The organism is Agrococcus sp. HG114, from assembly GCF_024723325.1.
Classification (GTDB): Bacteria; Actinomycetota; Actinomycetes; order Actinomycetales; family Microbacteriaceae; genus Agrococcus.
In genome coordinates this window covers 1-15,972 of sequence record NZ_JANQCH010000048.1, presented here as the reverse complement: position 1 = coordinate 15,972, position 15,972 = coordinate 1, and the positions used below count along the sequence as shown (strand labels likewise).

At 73.2% G+C, this 15,972-nt stretch carries 17 protein-coding genes; 4 read left to right on the top strand and 13 right to left on the bottom strand.

Annotated elements, in window-relative coordinates; all coding sequences use genetic code 11:
• Nucleotides 1-168, top strand: a 168-nt coding sequence (locus NWP09_RS06740; RefSeq protein WP_258274766.1) for an integrase core domain-containing protein, incomplete at its 5' end; no start/stop codon positions are given.
• A gap of 10 nt (nt 169-178) precedes the next feature.
• On the opposite strand, the gene NWP09_RS06735 is transcribed toward NWP09_RS06740, so the two are convergent.
• From NWP09_RS06735 to NWP09_RS06715, 5 genes are all read right to left on the bottom strand, one after another.
• A complete protein-coding gene (locus tag NWP09_RS06735) occupies nt 179-1,285 on the bottom strand; it encodes a DUF917 domain-containing protein (protein ID WP_258274765.1) in 1,107 nt (368 codons plus the stop codon).
• Entirely contained in the window at nt 1,282-2,361 is a 1,080-nt protein-coding gene (locus NWP09_RS06730) for a DUF917 domain-containing protein (RefSeq protein ID WP_258274764.1), read from the bottom strand. The genes NWP09_RS06735 and NWP09_RS06730 overlap by 4 nt, the downstream gene beginning before the upstream one ends.
• Nucleotides 2,358-3,905 (bottom strand): hydantoinase/oxoprolinase family protein, encoded by a 1,548-nt coding sequence (locus tag NWP09_RS06725; RefSeq protein WP_258274763.1) that lies wholly within the window; start codon nt 3,903-3,905, stop codon nt 2,358-2,360. The genes NWP09_RS06730 and NWP09_RS06725 overlap by 4 nt, the downstream gene beginning before the upstream one ends.
• 55 nt (nt 3,906-3,960) lie before the next feature.
• The gene (locus tag NWP09_RS06720; protein WP_258274762.1) at nt 3,961-5,316 is read right to left on the bottom strand and encodes a cytosine permease; all 1,356 of its coding nucleotides are present in this window, start codon (nt 5,314-5,316) and stop codon (nt 3,961-3,963) included.
• A 155-nt stretch (nt 5,317-5,471) separates the two neighbouring features.
• Entirely contained in the window at nt 5,472-6,203 is a 732-nt protein-coding gene (locus tag NWP09_RS06715; protein WP_258274761.1) for an MBL fold metallo-hydrolase, read from the bottom strand.
• A gap of 50 nt (nt 6,204-6,253) precedes the next feature.
• On the opposite strand from NWP09_RS06715, the gene rmuC reads away from it, so the two are divergent.
• The 3 genes from rmuC to NWP09_RS06700 all read left to right on the top strand — a co-directional run bounded on the left by rmuC (nt 6,254) and on the right by NWP09_RS06700 (nt 9,057).
• Nucleotides 6,254-7,753, top strand: coding sequence for a DNA recombination protein RmuC (gene rmuC / locus NWP09_RS06710; RefSeq protein WP_258274760.1), 1,500 nt, complete (start codon nt 6,254-6,256; stop codon nt 7,751-7,753).
• A 4-nt stretch (nt 7,754-7,757) separates the two neighbouring features.
• Nucleotides 7,758-8,405 (top strand): NUDIX domain-containing protein, encoded by a 648-nt coding sequence (locus NWP09_RS06705; RefSeq protein ID WP_258274759.1) that lies wholly within the window; start codon nt 7,758-7,760, stop codon nt 8,403-8,405.
• Between the two features lie 82 nt (nt 8,406-8,487).
• Nucleotides 8,488-9,057 carry a MarR family winged helix-turn-helix transcriptional regulator gene (locus NWP09_RS06700; protein WP_258274758.1) on the top strand — a complete coding sequence of 190 codons (570 nt, stop codon included), beginning with the start codon at nt 8,488-8,490 and terminating at the stop codon, nt 9,055-9,057.
• On the opposite strand, the gene NWP09_RS06695 is transcribed toward NWP09_RS06700, so the two are convergent.
• From NWP09_RS06695 to NWP09_RS06660, 8 genes are all read right to left on the bottom strand, one after another.
• Nucleotides 9,054-9,473, bottom strand: coding sequence for a pyrimidine dimer DNA glycosylase/endonuclease V (locus NWP09_RS06695; RefSeq protein ID WP_258274757.1), 420 nt, complete (start codon nt 9,471-9,473; stop codon nt 9,054-9,056). The genes NWP09_RS06700 and NWP09_RS06695 overlap by 4 nt on opposite strands.
• The gene (locus tag NWP09_RS06690) at nt 9,470-11,026 is read right to left on the bottom strand and encodes an SDR family oxidoreductase (protein ID WP_258274756.1); all 1,557 of its coding nucleotides are present in this window, start codon (nt 11,024-11,026) and stop codon (nt 9,470-9,472) included. The genes NWP09_RS06695 and NWP09_RS06690 overlap by 4 nt, the downstream gene beginning before the upstream one ends.
• A complete protein-coding gene (locus tag NWP09_RS06685; protein ID WP_309137104.1) occupies nt 11,023-11,850 on the bottom strand; it encodes a prenyltransferase in 828 nt (275 codons plus the stop codon). The genes NWP09_RS06690 and NWP09_RS06685 overlap by 4 nt, the downstream gene beginning before the upstream one ends.
• 70 nt (nt 11,851-11,920) lie before the next feature.
• On the bottom strand, nt 11,921-12,274 hold the full coding sequence (locus NWP09_RS06680) for a lycopene cyclase domain-containing protein (protein WP_258274754.1): 354 nt from the start codon (nt 12,272-12,274) through the stop codon (nt 11,921-11,923).
• On the bottom strand, nt 12,271-12,609 hold the full coding sequence (locus tag NWP09_RS06675; protein ID WP_258274753.1) for a lycopene cyclase domain-containing protein: 339 nt from the start codon (nt 12,607-12,609) through the stop codon (nt 12,271-12,273). The genes NWP09_RS06680 and NWP09_RS06675 overlap by 4 nt, the downstream gene beginning before the upstream one ends.
• Nucleotides 12,606-14,183, bottom strand: coding sequence for a phytoene desaturase family protein (gene crtI, locus NWP09_RS06670; RefSeq protein ID WP_258274752.1), 1,578 nt, complete (start codon nt 14,181-14,183; stop codon nt 12,606-12,608). The genes NWP09_RS06675 and crtI overlap by 4 nt, the downstream gene beginning before the upstream one ends.
• Complete coding sequence (locus tag NWP09_RS06665) at nt 14,180-15,088, bottom strand: squalene/phytoene synthase family protein (RefSeq protein WP_258274751.1); 909 nt, start codon at nt 15,086-15,088, stop codon at nt 14,180-14,182. The genes crtI and NWP09_RS06665 overlap by 4 nt, the downstream gene beginning before the upstream one ends.
• Nucleotides 15,085-15,972 (bottom strand): polyprenyl synthetase family protein (locus NWP09_RS06660; protein WP_258274750.1); only part of this gene is annotated, 888 nt, incomplete at its 5' end. The genes NWP09_RS06660 and NWP09_RS06665, both read right to left, overlap by 4 nt.

Genomic DNA, 15,972 nt, shown 5'->3' with positions numbered 1-15,972 from the left:
GAGCGCTTCAATCGCACCCTGCAAACCGAATGGGCCTACCGGCAACCCTTCACCAGCAACGCCCAACGCGCCGCCGCCCTTGCCCCATGGCTCGAGCGCTACAACACTGAACGCATCCACTCAGCCATCGGTGCCCCACCGGTCACCCGCGCGGCACCAACGTCATGACCGCGTACAGCTAGAGCGCTGCCGCCGACTGGGACTCGACCGGCACGAAGGGCTCGTCGAGCCCGAACGCGACGGGGCCGAAGGCCTGGAGCGCTTCAGGCGTGCGCATCATCGCGGGCGTGGAGATGCCGAGCACGCGCACCCGCTGTCCGTAGCGCAAGCCCTCCGTGGTGATCGGCTCGGCGGTGTCGGCATCGAGCACGCAGATGAGGTCGGGGACGATCGCCACGGTCTCACCGCCGCGCTTCGCGATCAGGTTCTCGTTCTGGAACTGCACCTCGAGCGCCTCGTTCCCGCCGTCCACCGGGTCGATGCGTGCGCGGCCCTTCGCGAAGCCGTCTGTCGTGCGGCGCTCCACGTCTGCGACCTTGCCGTGGAACAGCTCGCGCACGTGGTTGTAGAGCGTGGGCGCGAGCGAGGATCGGATCGCCTCGAAGGGCGAGCGATGCTGCTCCCTCGCCTCGCGGATGGCGCGCCCGAGGTCGAGGGCCATCGACAGCGTGCGCGGGATCGCCGTCCGACGCACATCGGCACCCGTCATCGCGTACTCCGCGATGTGCCCGACGCCGCCCAAGCGGATGGTGATCGCTCGCGCGAGCCACTCCATCTGCCGATCGTCGTCCCCTGTGTCGATGATGACCCGCTCGCCCCGCTCGCCTGCGAGCGCGAGGGGCGAGCCGTGCACGCCGTACACCGCGAACGTCTCCATGGAGAGCTCCGGGAACGCTCGACCCATCCCGTCCGCGTCGACCACGGGCAGCCCCGTCTCGGCGGCCACGACCAGGGGGATCATCGAGTTGATGCCGCCGCATTCGATCGGCATGGTGGCGTCCGCGGTCCTGCCGAGGTGCTCTTCGAGGATCCGCAGCGCGAGCGTCGGCTCGGTGCCGGCCGGGATCTTCTCCACCATCACCGTCGGCGCCCCCATCTGGGCCGTGGGGATGACGAAGCAGTCGTCCGTGAGATCCTCGGGGTCGAGGACCGTGATGCTCCGATCACCGAGCACCTGCTCGACGAGCCGCCGGCCGATGTACGGGTCGCCGCCCCCTCCCGTGCCGAGCAGCGTCGCCCCGCGGGCGAGGTCGCCGAGATCTGATGCGCGGAGCTCGAAGCTCATGCCGCCACCTCCTGGATCATGCCGTTGAAACGCGTGGGCGGACACCCGTAGCCGAAGTACGCGGGACCGGCGAGTGCCAGACCGCCGTCGGAGTGCCATCGCTCGTCTGCGGGCGCCGCAACGACTCGGACCCGTTGGCCGTAGCGCAGGCCCTCGGTCGTGATGGGCTCTCCCGAGTCGTGCTCGAGCACGACGATGAGGTCCGGAGTGGTGACGAGCACGTCATCGTCGAGCGTCGCGACGAGATGCTCGTTCTGGAACGACAGCGTCAATGCGCCGCGCTCGCCGTCGATGCGCGCGCTGCCACGAGCGAACCCCGTGGTGGTCGCGCGCGCCACGTCGATCACCTTGCCAGCGAAGAGCTCGCGACCGCCGAGCCGCTCGGCGACGGCGGCGACCGGGTCCGTGTTCGCGACGCGCGCGGCGCCGATCGCGTCGCCGAGCTCGACGCAGAGCGAGAGCGAATCCGCAACGAGCGACTCACGCGCCTCCGCGCCCGACATCGCGAAGCCCGAGATCATCACCGAGCATCCCATCTCGACCGCCGCGACTCGCGCGATGCGCTCCGTCCACATGTTGTCCACCGTCGAGAGCACCGCGGTGTTGCCCTTGTCGTCCGCGATGGCCAGGGGCGAAGCGGTGATGCCGTACAGGGTCGGCAGGACCATCTGCAGCTCGGGGAAGGCGCGGCCCATGCCGTCGCCGTCGAGGAGCGGGAGTCCGAGCATCGCGGCGGCCGCCACCGGGATCGTCGAGTTGACGCCCCCGACCTCCGCGCACGCGATGTGCGTCGGCCGTCGCTCGAGCTGGGCCGAGAGCGCTTCGATCGCGGCGACCACCTCATCGAGATTGGGCAGCTTCTCCACCATGACGGTCGGCGCTCCCATCATCGCGGCGGTCACGACGACGGCGTCGTCCGGAACCGACTCGAGCGGGACGACCTCCACGCTGCCGTCGCCGATAGCCTGTCGCGCGAGCAGCGCGCCGACGTAGGGATCCCCGCCGCCGCCGGTCCCCAGGACGGCGGCGCCGCGCGCGAGTGACGAGATCGAATCGGCCGTGATGTGCCAGCTCATCGGCTCATGTCCAGATCCCCGACGGCTTTCGCCCGCACTCGCGTCGCGTTGCCGGGGAGATAGGGCAGGGGGACCTCGTCGAAGTCGACGATCTGCACGCTCTTGGGCGTCGCTCCCGCGGCGATGGCCTTGTCGACCGCCTCCTGCCGCACGTCGTCGAGGATGGCATCGCGACGTCCTGGATCGACCGCCACGACCTTGTCGATCTCTCCACCGACCTGCGCGATCGAAGCGCCGATGGCGTTGGCGACCGCATAGTTGTCGGGGCGCTGCACCTCGCCGAAGATCGGGAGCACGTCCGGCAGGAGGATCGAGCCGCCGCCCACTGCGACTACAGGGATGGGAGCGGCCGACGTGCGCATGCGATCGACCGCCTCGGCGACGCGCTCGGCTATGCGGTCGATCACGGAGAGCGCGAAGCCACGATCGATGTGGCGGACGCGATCCGCATCGCCGATGTCGACTCGCCCCGCGGCGACGGCGATGTCGGTCGCCGTGAGGGTCGATCCGCCGAACACGAGGGCCTCCGCCGTCAATCGATAGCCGACCGAGGTCGGGCCGACCTCGCGCGTCGCCTCGTGCACGTGGCTCCCGCCGCCGATCCCGAGGGAGAGCACGTCCGGCATCCGGAAGTTCGTGCGCACGCCCGCGACGGTGACCTCTGTCGAGGTCTCGCGCGGGAAGCCGTTGACGAGCAGTCCGATGTCGGCGGTCGTGCCACCCACGTCGACGACGGCGCAGTCAACCAGCCCGCTCGTCGCGGCGGCACCCCGCATCGAGTTGGTGGGGCCGGAGGCGAAGGTCGCGACGGGGTAGCGCCGCACAAACTCCTCGTCCATCAGCGTGCCGTCGTTCTGGCTCAGGAAGATCGGGGCTGCGATGCCCTGGGCGCGCACGGCGGAGCTCAGACCGTCCACGATCTCGACGGCGAGCTCTCGCAGTGCGGCGTTGATGACGGTCGCATTCTCCCGCTCGAGGAGGCCGATGCGGCCGATCTCGTGGCTGAGCGAGATCGCCGCGCCATCGCCGAGCTCCTCGCGCACGATGTCTGCGGCAGTGAGCTCCAGGTCGTGGTTGACGGGGCTGAAGACGCTCGAGATCGCGACGGAGCGGATCCCGTTCGCCGCCATGTCGGCGGCGTGCCTGCGCAGCTCGTCCGCGTCGAGCGGAGAGATCGGGCGGCCGTCGAACTCGTACCCACCATGCGCGAGGTACGTGCGAGCGCTGATCGCCTGCCGCAGCTCACCGGGCCAATCGATCAAGGGCGGGAGCGCGCGCGTCGCGGGCAGGCCGAGGCGCAGCGCTGCCGTGGGCGCCAGGTTGCGCGCCTGGACGAGCGCGTTGATGAAGTGCGTCGTGCCGATCATGACGGCCGCGATGTCGGAGCCCTCGAACGGTCGGTCGGCGCGCAGCGACTCGATCGCCGCGACGATCCCGCTCGTGACGTCAGCGCTCGTGGAGCGCTTGACGCTGGCGAGCACGCTCGTCCCCTCCATGAGCACCGCGTCGGTGTTCGTGCCGCCTACGTCGATTCCGATGTGCATCGCGTCCCTCTCGTCCTGTTCTGTGCTGCGTGCTCGTGCGTCCGGTCGCTGGGAGTCAGCGCCCCGGCGTCTCGACGGCGACGCCTGCCGCGCCGCCCAGAGCGGTGTCGTTGTCCGTCGCGACCTCGCCAAGTCCGCGCACCAGGCCGAGCTTGCCGGCGACGACGTAGAGGACGAAGGAGAGCGCGAGCGCCGTGATGGATGGGATGCCCCAGGTCACGAAGTACCCGACCAGGCTCGACACGAGCCACACCACGAGCGTGGCGGGCACGATGCGCGGCGCCGTCGCAGGCAGCGTGCCGGCCTCTCGCGTGGCGTCCAGCGCGGGACGGAACCGGCGCACCACGAAGTACTCGGCGATGAGGATGCCAGCGATCGGCGGGAACGCTGCCCCGAGCACGGTGAGGAACGGGATGAACCCCTGGAGGATGCCGAACGCCGCCAGCATCGTGCCGACGACGCCGATGACGAGAGTCGTCGCGAGGTGAGGCAGGGCGCGGTTGAACGCCGTGGAGACGAAGTTCACGAGGCCGAGCACCGACGAGTAGAGGTTCCAGTCGTTGATCTTCAGGGTGCCGGTCACGATGATGAGCAGGCCGATCCACCCGACAGCAGACGTCACGATCGCGACGATGTTGCCGCTCTGGGCGGCGTGCGCGAGGAGCACGCCCGAGAGCCCGATCACGAACTCGCCCAGCGTGATGCCGACAACCGTGACCTTCACGACATCCCCCGAGGTCCGGTTGAAGCGCGTCATGTCGCTCGTGATGATCGCCCCCACGATGAAGCCGCCGGCGACCACCCCCGCTCCGGCAAACACCGACATGGGCTCTCCCGCAGGAGCGCTGTTCATGAGCTCCAGGAGCGAGTGCTGGCTGAGCTCACTGACGATCGACCATCCGACGAGGACGAGGAAGAGGGGCACCGTGATGTTCGCGAGCACCTGCATGCCCTTGAAGCCGAAGGCCACGACACCCGTCACCGCGAGACCGAAGATGATCGACCACGCCTGGATCGGCATGACGCCGGGCATGAGCGTGTCGAGGGATTCGGCCGAGATCGCGCTCTGGATCCCGAACCACCCGATCAGGCTCATCGCGATGGCGAGCCCTACCAGCGACGATCCGACTTCCCCGAAGCCCGTCCAGCGCGTGAGGAGCGACGTCTGCATGCCCTCCCGCTGACCGATGATGCCGACGACGATGATGACGAGCTCGAGGATGATCGAGCCGAGCAGGAACGCCAGGGCCGCATCCCAGAACCCCATCGCGTAGCCGAGCGTGGCGCCGAGGAGGAACTGCGAGAGTGCCGAGACCTGCCCGAAGCGCTGGACTGCGATCCCGAACCAGTGCCGGCGCGCCATTGTGGGGACGCGCTGCAGCGAATAGTCGTCGTGGGCTGTGGCTTCCATGGCGGCGCCCTCCTGCTCGAAGCGGTTGATGGCGCAACGGTATGAGTGGCGCTGAACGCGCGCCATGTGCGATCGGCCCTAACTCGACGCAAGGATGTGCATTGCGCACATCCCTCGCGCTGTCTCCGTCGATGGAAGTGGCGCCGAGCGACCGTTCAGCCTGCCTCCGCGAGGTAGCTGAGCTGCGCCGCAGTCGAGGCCTCGGCGGCCCCGCGCACTCGGTCGTCGAGGTCGACGTAGACGAGATCCGCGACGTCGCCCACCTTCGCCTCGGCGGCGGTGACGCCGAGGCTCTCGAGCGCGGCCCGCACCTGGTCGAGCCGCTCGAGCCGGTGCGCGCGGTAGCGGCGCGCGACCTCGGCGACCGACGGCAGCGGGTCGCCGTGCCCGGGGAGCACCTCGAGGTCGCCGAGCGCCTCGAGCTTGTCGAGGCTCGCGAGGTAGGGGGCGATCGCGCCGTCGGGGTGCATGATGACGGTCGTCCCGCGGCCGAGGATCGTGTCGCCCGTGAGCACCGCACGGCCCGGCACGACGATGCTGATCGAGTCGTGCGTGTGGCCCGGGGTCGCGAGGATCTGCAGCTCGACGTCGCCGACCGGGATCCACTCGCCGTCGGTGAGCGGGCTGCCGCCGTGGCACTCGTCGGGATCAAGACCGCGCAGCACCGCGCCCGTCGAGCGGGCGAGCTCGCGCGCCGCCTCGGTGTGGTCGGTGTGCTTGTGGGTGACGAGGATGAGCCGGGGCGCGAGCGCGACGAGGCGCTCGACGTGCTGCGCATCCGCGGGCCCGGGGTCGACGACGACCTCCCCGCCGAGCACGTAGGTGTTCGTGCCGTCGAGCGTCATGGGGCCGGGGTTCGGGGCGACGATGCGCTGGATGTCCACCATGCGTCCGAGGGTAGCCGCGCGATGTCACCGGCATCTGGTGGCATGGGGGCATGGAACCGCTCATCCTGATCGCCGCCCTCGCCGCCGTGCTCGTCGCGGGCGCGCTCGGCGCTCTGCTCGGGGTGCGGATCGGCGCTGCCCGCGCGAGCGCGCAGCAGGCGACGGCCGCCGGCGAGCTGCAGGCGGCCCGCAGCCGGCTCGAGGTTGTCGAGGCCGAGCGCGCTCGCGAGCGCGACGTGGCGGAGCGCCGGCACGCCGCGGAGCTCGAGCACGTGCGGGCCGAGGCAGAGCAGCGCGTGGCCGACGAGCGGCAGCGCGGTCGCGAGGCGCTCGCCGAGCTGCAGCTCGACGCGCAGCGGCGCGCCGACGAGTTCGCGAAGCTCTCGAGCGCCGCCCTCGAGCGCAACTCGGCGCTGTTCCTGGAGCAGGCGGAGGAGCGGCTGCGCCGGTCGCAGACCGAGGGCGCCGCCGAGCTCGCGAAGCGGGAGCGGGCGGTGCAGCAGCTCGTCGAACCGCTCTCGAAGTCGCTCGATTCGGTGCGCAGCGAGGTGACCGCGGCCGAGAAGGCGCGGGCCGAGGCGAACGCGGCGCTCGCCGAGCAGCTGCACGCGATGCGCTCGAGCTCCGAGCAGCTGACCGCCGAGACCCGGCAGCTCGTCACGGCGCTGCGCGCGCCGCAGGTGCGGGGCCGCTGGGGCGAGCTGCAGCTGCGCCGCGTCGTCGAGGCGGCCGGCATGCTGCAGCACGTCGACTTCACCGAGCAGGCGCACCACGCGACCGACGAGGGGGCGCTGCGGCCCGACATGCTCGTGCACCTGCCGGGCGACAAGCAGGTGATCGTCGACTCGAAGGTCGCGTTCGCCGGCTACCTCGAGGCGATGGAGGCGACCGACGACGCCACGCGCGACAAGCGCCTCGATGCCCACGCGCGCCACCTGCGCGACCACATCGACCAGCTCGGCTCGAAGGCGTACTGGGAGGCGGTGCCGGGCAGCCCCGAGTTCGTCGTGCTCTTCGTGCCCGCCGAGCCGTTCCTCAACGCGGCGCTCGAGCGCGACCCGACCCTGTTCGAGCGCGCCTTCGAGCGCAACGTCGTGCTCGCGACCCCCGCGACGCTCGTGGCGCTGCTGCGCACGGTCGGCTACACGTGGCGGCAGGAGCAGCTCGCGGGCGAGGCGATGGCGGTGCTCGAGGTCGGGCGCGAGCTGCACAAGCGGCTCGGCACGATGGGCTCGCACCTCACGAAGCTCGGCAACAGCCTCAACCGCACGGTCGAGGCGTACAACGCGTTCAACGCATCCCTCGACCGCAACGTCGTGACGCAGGCCCGGCGCTTCTCGAGCCTGCAGGGGCTCGAGCCCTCGCTCGAGCGCACCCCGCCGCTCGAGGTGCTCGCCGTGCCGGCGCAGAAGCCCGACGTGCACCGCGGCGACGAGCTCGAGGCCGCCGGGCCCGAGGCGGGCGGCGGCGCAGGCACGAGCGCCGACGACGCGATCGCCGACATGGCTCGCGAGGCGAGCGAGGAAGCGGGCTCGTCGGCGGTAGCGTGAGGCCGTGACCGAGATCCCCGTCGCCGCGACCCTCGTGCTCGTGCGCGACGGGCACGCGGGCGCCATCGAGGTGCTGCTGCTGCAGCGGCCCGATCGCGGCGCGTTCGCGGGCGGCTGGGTCTTCCCGGGCGGGCGGGTCGAGCCCGTCGACGAGGCTCCCGACGAGGAGACGACCGCCCGGAACGCCGCGGTGCGCGAGACCGCGGAGGAGACCGGGCTCGTCGTGCACCCCGACGCGCTCGTGCCGCTGTCGCACTGGTCGCCGCCCGAGCAGCTCGCGACGAAGTTCCACACGTGGTTCTTCGCGGCCGAGGCGAGCGAGGGCGACGTCGTGCTGCAGGAGGCCGAAGCCGTCGCCTCGATGTGGATCCGTCCGGCCGACGCGCTCAAGCTGCACGGCAAGGGCGAGCTGCGCCTCTTCCCGCCCACGTGGGTGACGCTCGACACGCTGCTCACGTTCCCGACCGTCGATGCCGCGCTCTCGAGCCTCGCGAGCCGCCCGTTGCGGCGCTATGCGACGAAGCAGGACCACCGCCGCGGCCTCGCGCTGTGGGAGGGCGACGAGGCGTACGACGGCGGTCCTGACACCGAGGACGGCCCGCGGCACCGCCTGCACGTCGGCGCGCTCCCGTGGCGCTTCGAGCACCGCTGACCCTGTCGCGAGGCGACTGACCGCTGATCCGCGCAGATAATGAGCCTGGCGAACTATGAGCCAGTCGGGGTACGATAGCGAGGTGCTGCAGGCCCCGGGAAGCGACGACGGACGCTCACTCGTCGACCCGCGGCGGCTGGGAGCATCCGCCGATCTCGTGCGCGAGCAGGGGCTGACCGATGCGGAGGTCGAGGAGATCGTCGACCTCTTCTCGGCGCTGCGTCGCTGGCACCAGACCTCGGCGGCGCACAGCGAGGCGAGCCGTCGCTACATGCAACTGGGCGAGAACGACATGCGCGCGATCCGCTACGTGATGTCGGCGTCGCGCGACGGCGCGATCGTCACGTCGACGATGATCGCCGAGCACCTCGGCATCACCGGGCCCTCGGTGACGAAGATGCTCGACCGGCTCGAGCGCGCCGGGCACATCCGGCGCGAGCGCCACCCCCGGGACCGCCGCTCGCTCTCGATCGTGGTGACCCCCGAGACGCGCGCGCAGGCGACGGCCACGGTCGGCGCCGATCACGCGCGCCGCTACGCGGTCGCCGCGTCGCTCTCCAGCGAGGAGCGGCGCGCGGCGACGAAGTTCCTCAGCGCCCTCGCCGACCTGCCGATCGTCGAGCACGCGCCCCCCGAGGCGCTCGCGGGCTAGGGCCGCTCCCAGGGCTCGATCGGTCCCCGCTCGACCGCGAACAGCGGATGCGGGACGGGCCGCCGCGCGAAGCGCAGCCGCTCCGGGCTCCGCTGCGCGAGCTTCGCCCGCAGGTGCGCCCACTCGTACTCGAGCTGGCCGTCGGTGACCGTCATGCGCGACGCGGGGCCGGGCACGTCGATGCGCTCGCGGTCGAAGCGGTACCCACGCGCGTGCGCGGCATCCGCGACGCCCGAGAGGTACGCGCCGATCGCCGCCATCGGGTCGGGCTGCTGCAGGAAGCGCTCGAGCTGCGGGTGCCGCGTGTAGCCGCGTGTGCGGCCCGCGAGCACCGCCTGCGCGAGCAGCCCCTCGCGCCAGCAGGCCGTGAGGCCCGGGCGGTCGAGCAGCCCCGGGTGCAGCGACCAGAGCCTCATCGCCGTCCTCCCTCAGCCGCCGCGACGATGCGGTTCGCCATCACGTCGAAGATCACGAGGTGGGCCGGCACGAGCGCCCACCAGTAGAGCCGGCCGCTCAGCCCGCTCGGCAGGAACACCGCGCGCTGCCGGTAGTGCGCCCCCGTCCCCCGCGTCGTCACCTCGAACTCGATCCACGCGCGACCCGGGACGCGCATCTCGGCGCGCAGCCGCAGCAGCCGGCCACGATCGATGCGCTCCACACGCCACCAGTCCACCACGTCGCCCTCCCGGAGGCGATCCGGGTCGCGGCGGCCGCGGCGCAGCCCCACACCGCCCGCGACGCGGTCGGCGAGGCCGCGCACGCTCCACAGCAGCGGCACCGAGTACCAGCCGCGCTCGCCGCCGATCGACTCGATCACCCTCCAGACCGCCTCGGGCGACGCATCCGTCACCCGCTCGCGCGCATCCTCGAACACCGTCGAGCCCGACCACTTGGGGTCGCTCGGCAGCGGGTCCGACGGGGCGCCCTCGATCGTCGCGGAGCGCCAGCTCGACTCGATGTCGCCCGACCGCTCGCGCACGAGCGCGAGCCGCACCGCCTGCCGGTACCCGATGAGGCCGTCGGGCGGCGGCGGGATGACGGCGTCGATGCGGTGCTCCTCGACGACGCAGTCGTGCAGGAGCGAGCCGATGAGCGGCATCGCGATCGCGCGCGGGACCGGCGTGACGAGGTTGACCCACTGCGAGGCGAGCCACGGCGTGAGCACGGGCAGCGGCGCGATCGGCCGCTGCGGGAGGCCCGCCTCGAGCGCGTAGCCGTTCATCACCTGGCCGTAGCGCAGCACGTCGGGGCCGCCGATGTCGAACGCGCCGTGCACGTCGTCGGGCACGGTCGCCGCGCGCACGAGGTAGTGCAGCACGTCGCGCACCGCGATCGGCTGCACGAAGTTGCGCACCCAGCGGGGCGCCGGCATGTAGGGCAGCACCTCGGTGAGGTGGCGGATCATCTCGAACGACGCCGACCCGGATCCGATCACGATGCCCGCCTCGAGCACGATCGTCGGCACGCCGGAGGCGAGCAGCGTCTCGCCGACCGCGACGCGCGACGCGAGGTGCTTCGAGAGCGGCTCGCCCTCGGGGTGGAGGCCGGAGAGGTAGACGATGCGGCGCACGCCTGCCGCGCGCGCGGCCGCGGCGACGTTGCGCGCCTGCTCGAGCTCGGCGGCCCGGAAGTCGCCGCCCGCGCTCATGGCGTGCACGAGGTGGTAGACGACCTCCCGCCCCTCGAAGGCGGCCGCGAGGGTCGACGGCGCCTCGAGATCGCCGCGCACGACCTCCGCGGCCTCGGCCCACGATGCGTCGGCGAGCCGGCCGGGGTCGCGCGCGAGCGCCCGCACCCGATGGCCGGCGGCGACGAGCCGCGGGATGAGGCGGCCGCCGATGTAGCCCGTCGCGCCCGTGACGAGCACGCTCCGCCGCTCATCCTCGGGCAGCAGCGCGATGGGCGCCTCCGGAGCGAGCGGGGCCGACCGGCTGCGACGGGCGGCGCTCGAGCGCTCGCCGCCGCTCATCGGGGCAGCACCGCCCACGCGATGCACAGCATCGTCACGAGGAAGCCGCACGCGTAGTTGACCCACAGGAAGCGGCGCCAGCCGCGGTTCGCGTCGGCGCTGCGCGCATCGCCCACGCTCCAGAACGGAGCGGCGAGCGCGATGTACGGCAGCGCGACGAGCGCGCCGAGCGACGCGGGCCACGGCGCGAGCAGCATGAGGAGGCCCGCGAGCGCCCACAGCGCGATCGCGAGCCGCACGGTCGCCGTCGCGCCGAGCACGGTCGCGATCGACGCGATGCCGCCCTCCCGGTCGGGCACGACATCCTGCACCGCCCCGAACGCGTGGCTCGCCATGCCCCAGCAGAAGAACGCGACGAGGATCGCGACCAGCTGCGGCGTCCACTCCGCGCCTGCGAGCACGAGGCCGTACACGGCCGGGCTCACGAAGTGGGTGCTCGAGGTGATCGAGTCGAGCACCGGCACCTCCTTCCACCGCAGCCCCGGCGCCGAGTACGCGACGACCGCGAACAGGCTCACCGCGAGCACCGCCCACGAGAGCGGATCGCCGAGGAGGACGAGCGCGACGACGAACGGCGCCGCGAGCCCGACGGCCCACGCGAGCGTCGCGCGGTGCGCGCTCGGCGGCAGGAGCGCGCCCTCGACACCGCCCTTGCGCGGGTTCTTCGCATCGGACGCGTAGTCGAAGACGTCGTTGATGCCGTACATCGCGAGGTTGTACGGGACGAGGAAGAAGAGCGTGCCGACGACCGTGCGCGCGTCGATGTCACCGGTGGTGAGCACCATCGCGGCGGCGAAGGGGAAGGCGGTGTTGATCCAGCTCACGGGGCGGGAGGCGAGCAGGAGGCGCCGCGCGAGGCCGGGACCGGCCGCCGCCCGCCTCGTCTCGGCGACCTCACGCATCCTGCTGCTCCGGCACGCTCGGCTCCCTCTCCCCCGCCCCGGCCCGCGGTCCGCGACCGCGCGAGGGCAGGAGCGTCCACAGCGCTGCGACGACGAGCAGCGCGATGAGCGCGTAGCCGAGGTCCTCGATCGGCACGTTGCCGAGGTGCGGGCCGAGCAGCTTGGCGTCGTCGTAGCGGAACAGGTCGGCCGCGATCATGACGGAGTCGAACACGACCGTCAGGGTGAGCACGATCCCGGCGGCGATCGCGAGCGCCGCCCAGCCGCGCCGGTCGCGGCGCAGCGCCATCACCGCGGCGACCGCCGCCGCGGTGAGCAGCGGGGCGAGCACGAGCGCATAGCTCACGGCGCCTCCCCCGACCGCTCCCGCCGGACGGCGAGGATTCGCTCGCCCGCGGCGAAGGCCACGAGCGACACGTAGGCGAGGAACGCGATGAACGCGAGCTCCTCGATCGGCAGGTGCGGGAGCACCTCGATGCCCGTCATCCACGGCGACGCGCCGAGGCGGAAGTTGCCCGTCGCGATGCCCGCGAGGTCGGTGATGAGCAGCACCGTCGCGGTGCCGACGATCGCGCCGAGCGCCCGCAGCGGGTCGCCGAAGAGCGCGAGCCGCCACCGGGCGTCGAGCGCGCCGACGCCGACTGCCGAGAGCACGATCGCGGCGAGGTACGCGAGGCTCATCGGGCGCGCTCCGCGGCTTCGGCGGCAGGCTCGAGCGGCCCCGTCGAGCGGTCGCCGCGCACGTGCTTGACGACGAGCTCGGCCGAGATGAGGCACATGGGCACGCCGATGCCGGGCACCGTGGTCGAGCCGGCGAGCAGCAGGTCGCGCACCCTCGGGTGCTTCGTCGACCCGCGCAGGAACGCGCTCTGCCGGAGCGTGTGCGCGGGCCCGAGCGCCGTGCCGCGCCACGCGTCGAAGTCGGCGGCGAAGTCGGCCGGCCCGATCGTGCGGCGCGTGACGACGCGGTCGGCGAGGCCGTCGATGCCCGCCCACGCGCCGATCTGGGCGATCGCGCGGTCGGCGATCGCCTCGACGGCGGCGTCGCCCGCGCCGTCGACACCGCCGCGGCCCAGGCGCGGGTCGGCGGGCACGGGCACGAGCACGAACAGCGCCTCGTGGCCCTCGGGCGCGACCGAGGGGTCGGTGGCGGATGTGCGGCTCACGTAGAGCGAGGCGGGGTCGGTGACGCCGTCGGCCGGGTCTGCTGCGGGCTTCCCGAAGATGCGCCGGAACCCCTCCTCCCAGTCGCGGCTGAACAGCAGCGTGTGGTGCGCGAGCTCGGGCAGCTCGCCCTCGACGCCGAGCATGACGAGCACCGCGGAGGGGCCCGCGACGCGGCGAGACCAGCGGCGCCGTGCGGCTGCCGCGACCCCGGGCACGTGCGCGAGGAGCTTCGTGTCGGTCGCGTGCCCGTCGGCCGCGGAGACGACGAGCTCGGCGTCGATGCGCGCGCCGTCCGCCAGCAGCACGCCGCGGGCCGCGCCGTCGTCGACGAGGACCTGCTGCACGCGCGTGCCCGTGCGCAGCTCCGCGCCCGCCTCGCGCGCGAGCCGGGCGAGCGCATCCACGAGCACCCCGAACCCGCCCTGCGGGTACCAGACGCCCTCGACGAGGTCGAAGTGGCTCATGAGGTGGTACATCGAGGGCGCCGAGCGCGGCTCGGTGCCGAGGAAGACCGCGGGGTAGCCGAGCGCCTGGCGCAGCCGCAGGTCGCCGAACGACCGCTCGATGCGCGCGTGCAGCGACTCGACGAGCAGGCGCGCGAGCGTGGGCAGCCGCCGCCCGAGCCCGAGGCCCGCGAATGCGGCGGGCGAGTCGAAGCGGTTCGAGAGCAGCCCGGAGGTCGCGAGCTCGGCGGTCTCGGTCGCCGAGGCGAGGTAGGCGCGCAGCCGCTCGCCGGCGCCCGGTTCGATGCCCTCGAAGCGCTCGATCGTCGTCTCGAGGTCGCCGGAGACCTCGAGCGGCTCGTCGACGCCCTCGTAGAGCACGCGGTAGGCGGGGTCGAGGCGCACGACGTCCGCTTCCGCGTCGAGGCTCGAGCCGAGCATCCGGAACGCGTGCTCGTACGGCTCCCGCATGAGCATCCACGACGGACCGGTGTCGAACGCGAAGCCCTTCGAGCGCCACGTGCCTGCGCGGCCGCCGAGCGCCTCGCCCTGCTCGACGAGCGTGACGTCGTGGCCGTCGCGCGCGAGCAGCCCCGCGCTCGCGAGCCCGGCGATGCCGCCGCCGATCACGACGATGCGGCTCATCGCGCCAGCTCCGGCCGAGGGGCGCGCGCGGTCGATGCCCGCGCGACGCCCGCTCCCAGCGCCGCGCGCGCGACGATGAGCGCCTTCTCGCCGCTCGGCACGCTGATGCGCCGCCGGGGCAGCTCGGCCGCGGGCGTCGCTCGGATGCGCCGGGCGAGCGCCGCGAAGAGGCCGTGGGCCGCGAGCACGGCCGGGCGGGCGTCGCGGGGCAGCAGCGGGATCGTGTCGCGGGCGACGCGCAGCTCCCCCTCGAGCCGGTCGAGCACGCGCGCGACGGCCTGCTCGGTCGGATGCGCCGGGTCGACGCCCGGCAGGTACGCACGGCCGAGGCCCGCGGAGTCGGCCCCGAGGTCGCGCAGGAAGTTGACGACCTGGAAGGCGCTCCCGAGCGCCCGCGCCCCGCGGTCCACGCGGCGCGCGTCGGCGTCGGGCAGCCGACGGCCGCCGAGGAAGCAGCGCACGCACATGAGGCCGACGACCTCGGCGGAGCCGTAGACGTAGGCGCGCAGCTCGCGCTCGTCGCGGAACGCGACCGGCTCGAGGTCGCGCCGCATCGCCGCGAAGAAGGGCGCCGTCTGGTCGGCGGTGATGCCCACGCGGCGGGCGGTCTCGGCGAACGCGTGCACGACGAGGTCGGCGCTGAAGCCGGTCGCGACCGCGCGCTCGACCTCGCGCTCGAGCGCGTCGAGCACGGCGCGGCACGCGACGGCGTCGAGGCCCGATTCGGCGCCGGGGCCGTCGACGATCTCGTCGGCCACCCGGACGAGCGCGTAGACCGACTGGATGTCGCCGCGCATGACGGGCGGCAGCAGCCGGCTCGCGAGGCCGAACGAGGTCGAGTACGCCTCGATCACCGCGGCGCTCGCCCGGCGCGCGGTCTGCGTGTAGAGGTCGAGGCCCGTCATCGTCCGCGCTCCGCGCAGCGCGCGAGGATGCCGAGCAGGTCGTCGCGCGCCGCCGGCTCGACGGGCGCGCCGGCGATGAGCGCCCGCACCTCGTCGACTCCCTCGTGGATCCGCCGCTCGACCTCGTCGAGGGCCCCGCTGCCGCGCATGACGTGCCGCACGCGCGCGGCGGCGCCCTCGTCGGCGTCCGGGTCGCCGTAGTGCTCGGCGACGCTCGCCCACGCGGGATCGCGGCTCGCGAGCGCCGACAGGAGGGTGGGGGCACCGGCGCGGATGTCGCTCAGCACGCTCTTGCCGGTGGTCCGCTCGTCGCCGAACACCCCGAGCACGTCGTCGCGCAGCTGGTAGACGACGCCCATCCGGAGCCCGATCGCACCGAGCGCCGCGATCGCGTCCTCATCGCGACCGCCGAGCACCGCGCCGAGCTCGAGCGGCGCGCGGAAGGAGTAGTCGGCGGTCTTGCCCTCGAGGATCCGGCGGATCGCGGGCTCGTCGGGCGTCCCGCCCGCGAAGAGCACGTCGTCGTGCTCGCCCTCGGCGGCGCGCAGCATCGCGCGCTCGACGATCGCGACGAGGCGCATCCGCACCGCCGACGGCGCGTCGAGCGCCGCGAGCGCCGCGAGCGCGCGCACGAGCAGGGCGTCGCCCGCGACGATCGCGGTCGTGAGGCCGAGGCGCTCGGCGCGCTGGGGCGGCAGCCCGGCGGCGGCGGCGAGGTCGCTCGCCTCGCGCGCGACCGACGGCTCGCCGCGGCGCTCGTCGTCGCCGTCGATGACGTCGTCGTGCACGAGCAGCGCCGCGTGCAGCAGCTCGATCGCGGCCGCGGTCGCGACGACCGCCTCGCGGTCGGCGGCGGAGCCCGCGGCCGCGATCACGAGCCGGGG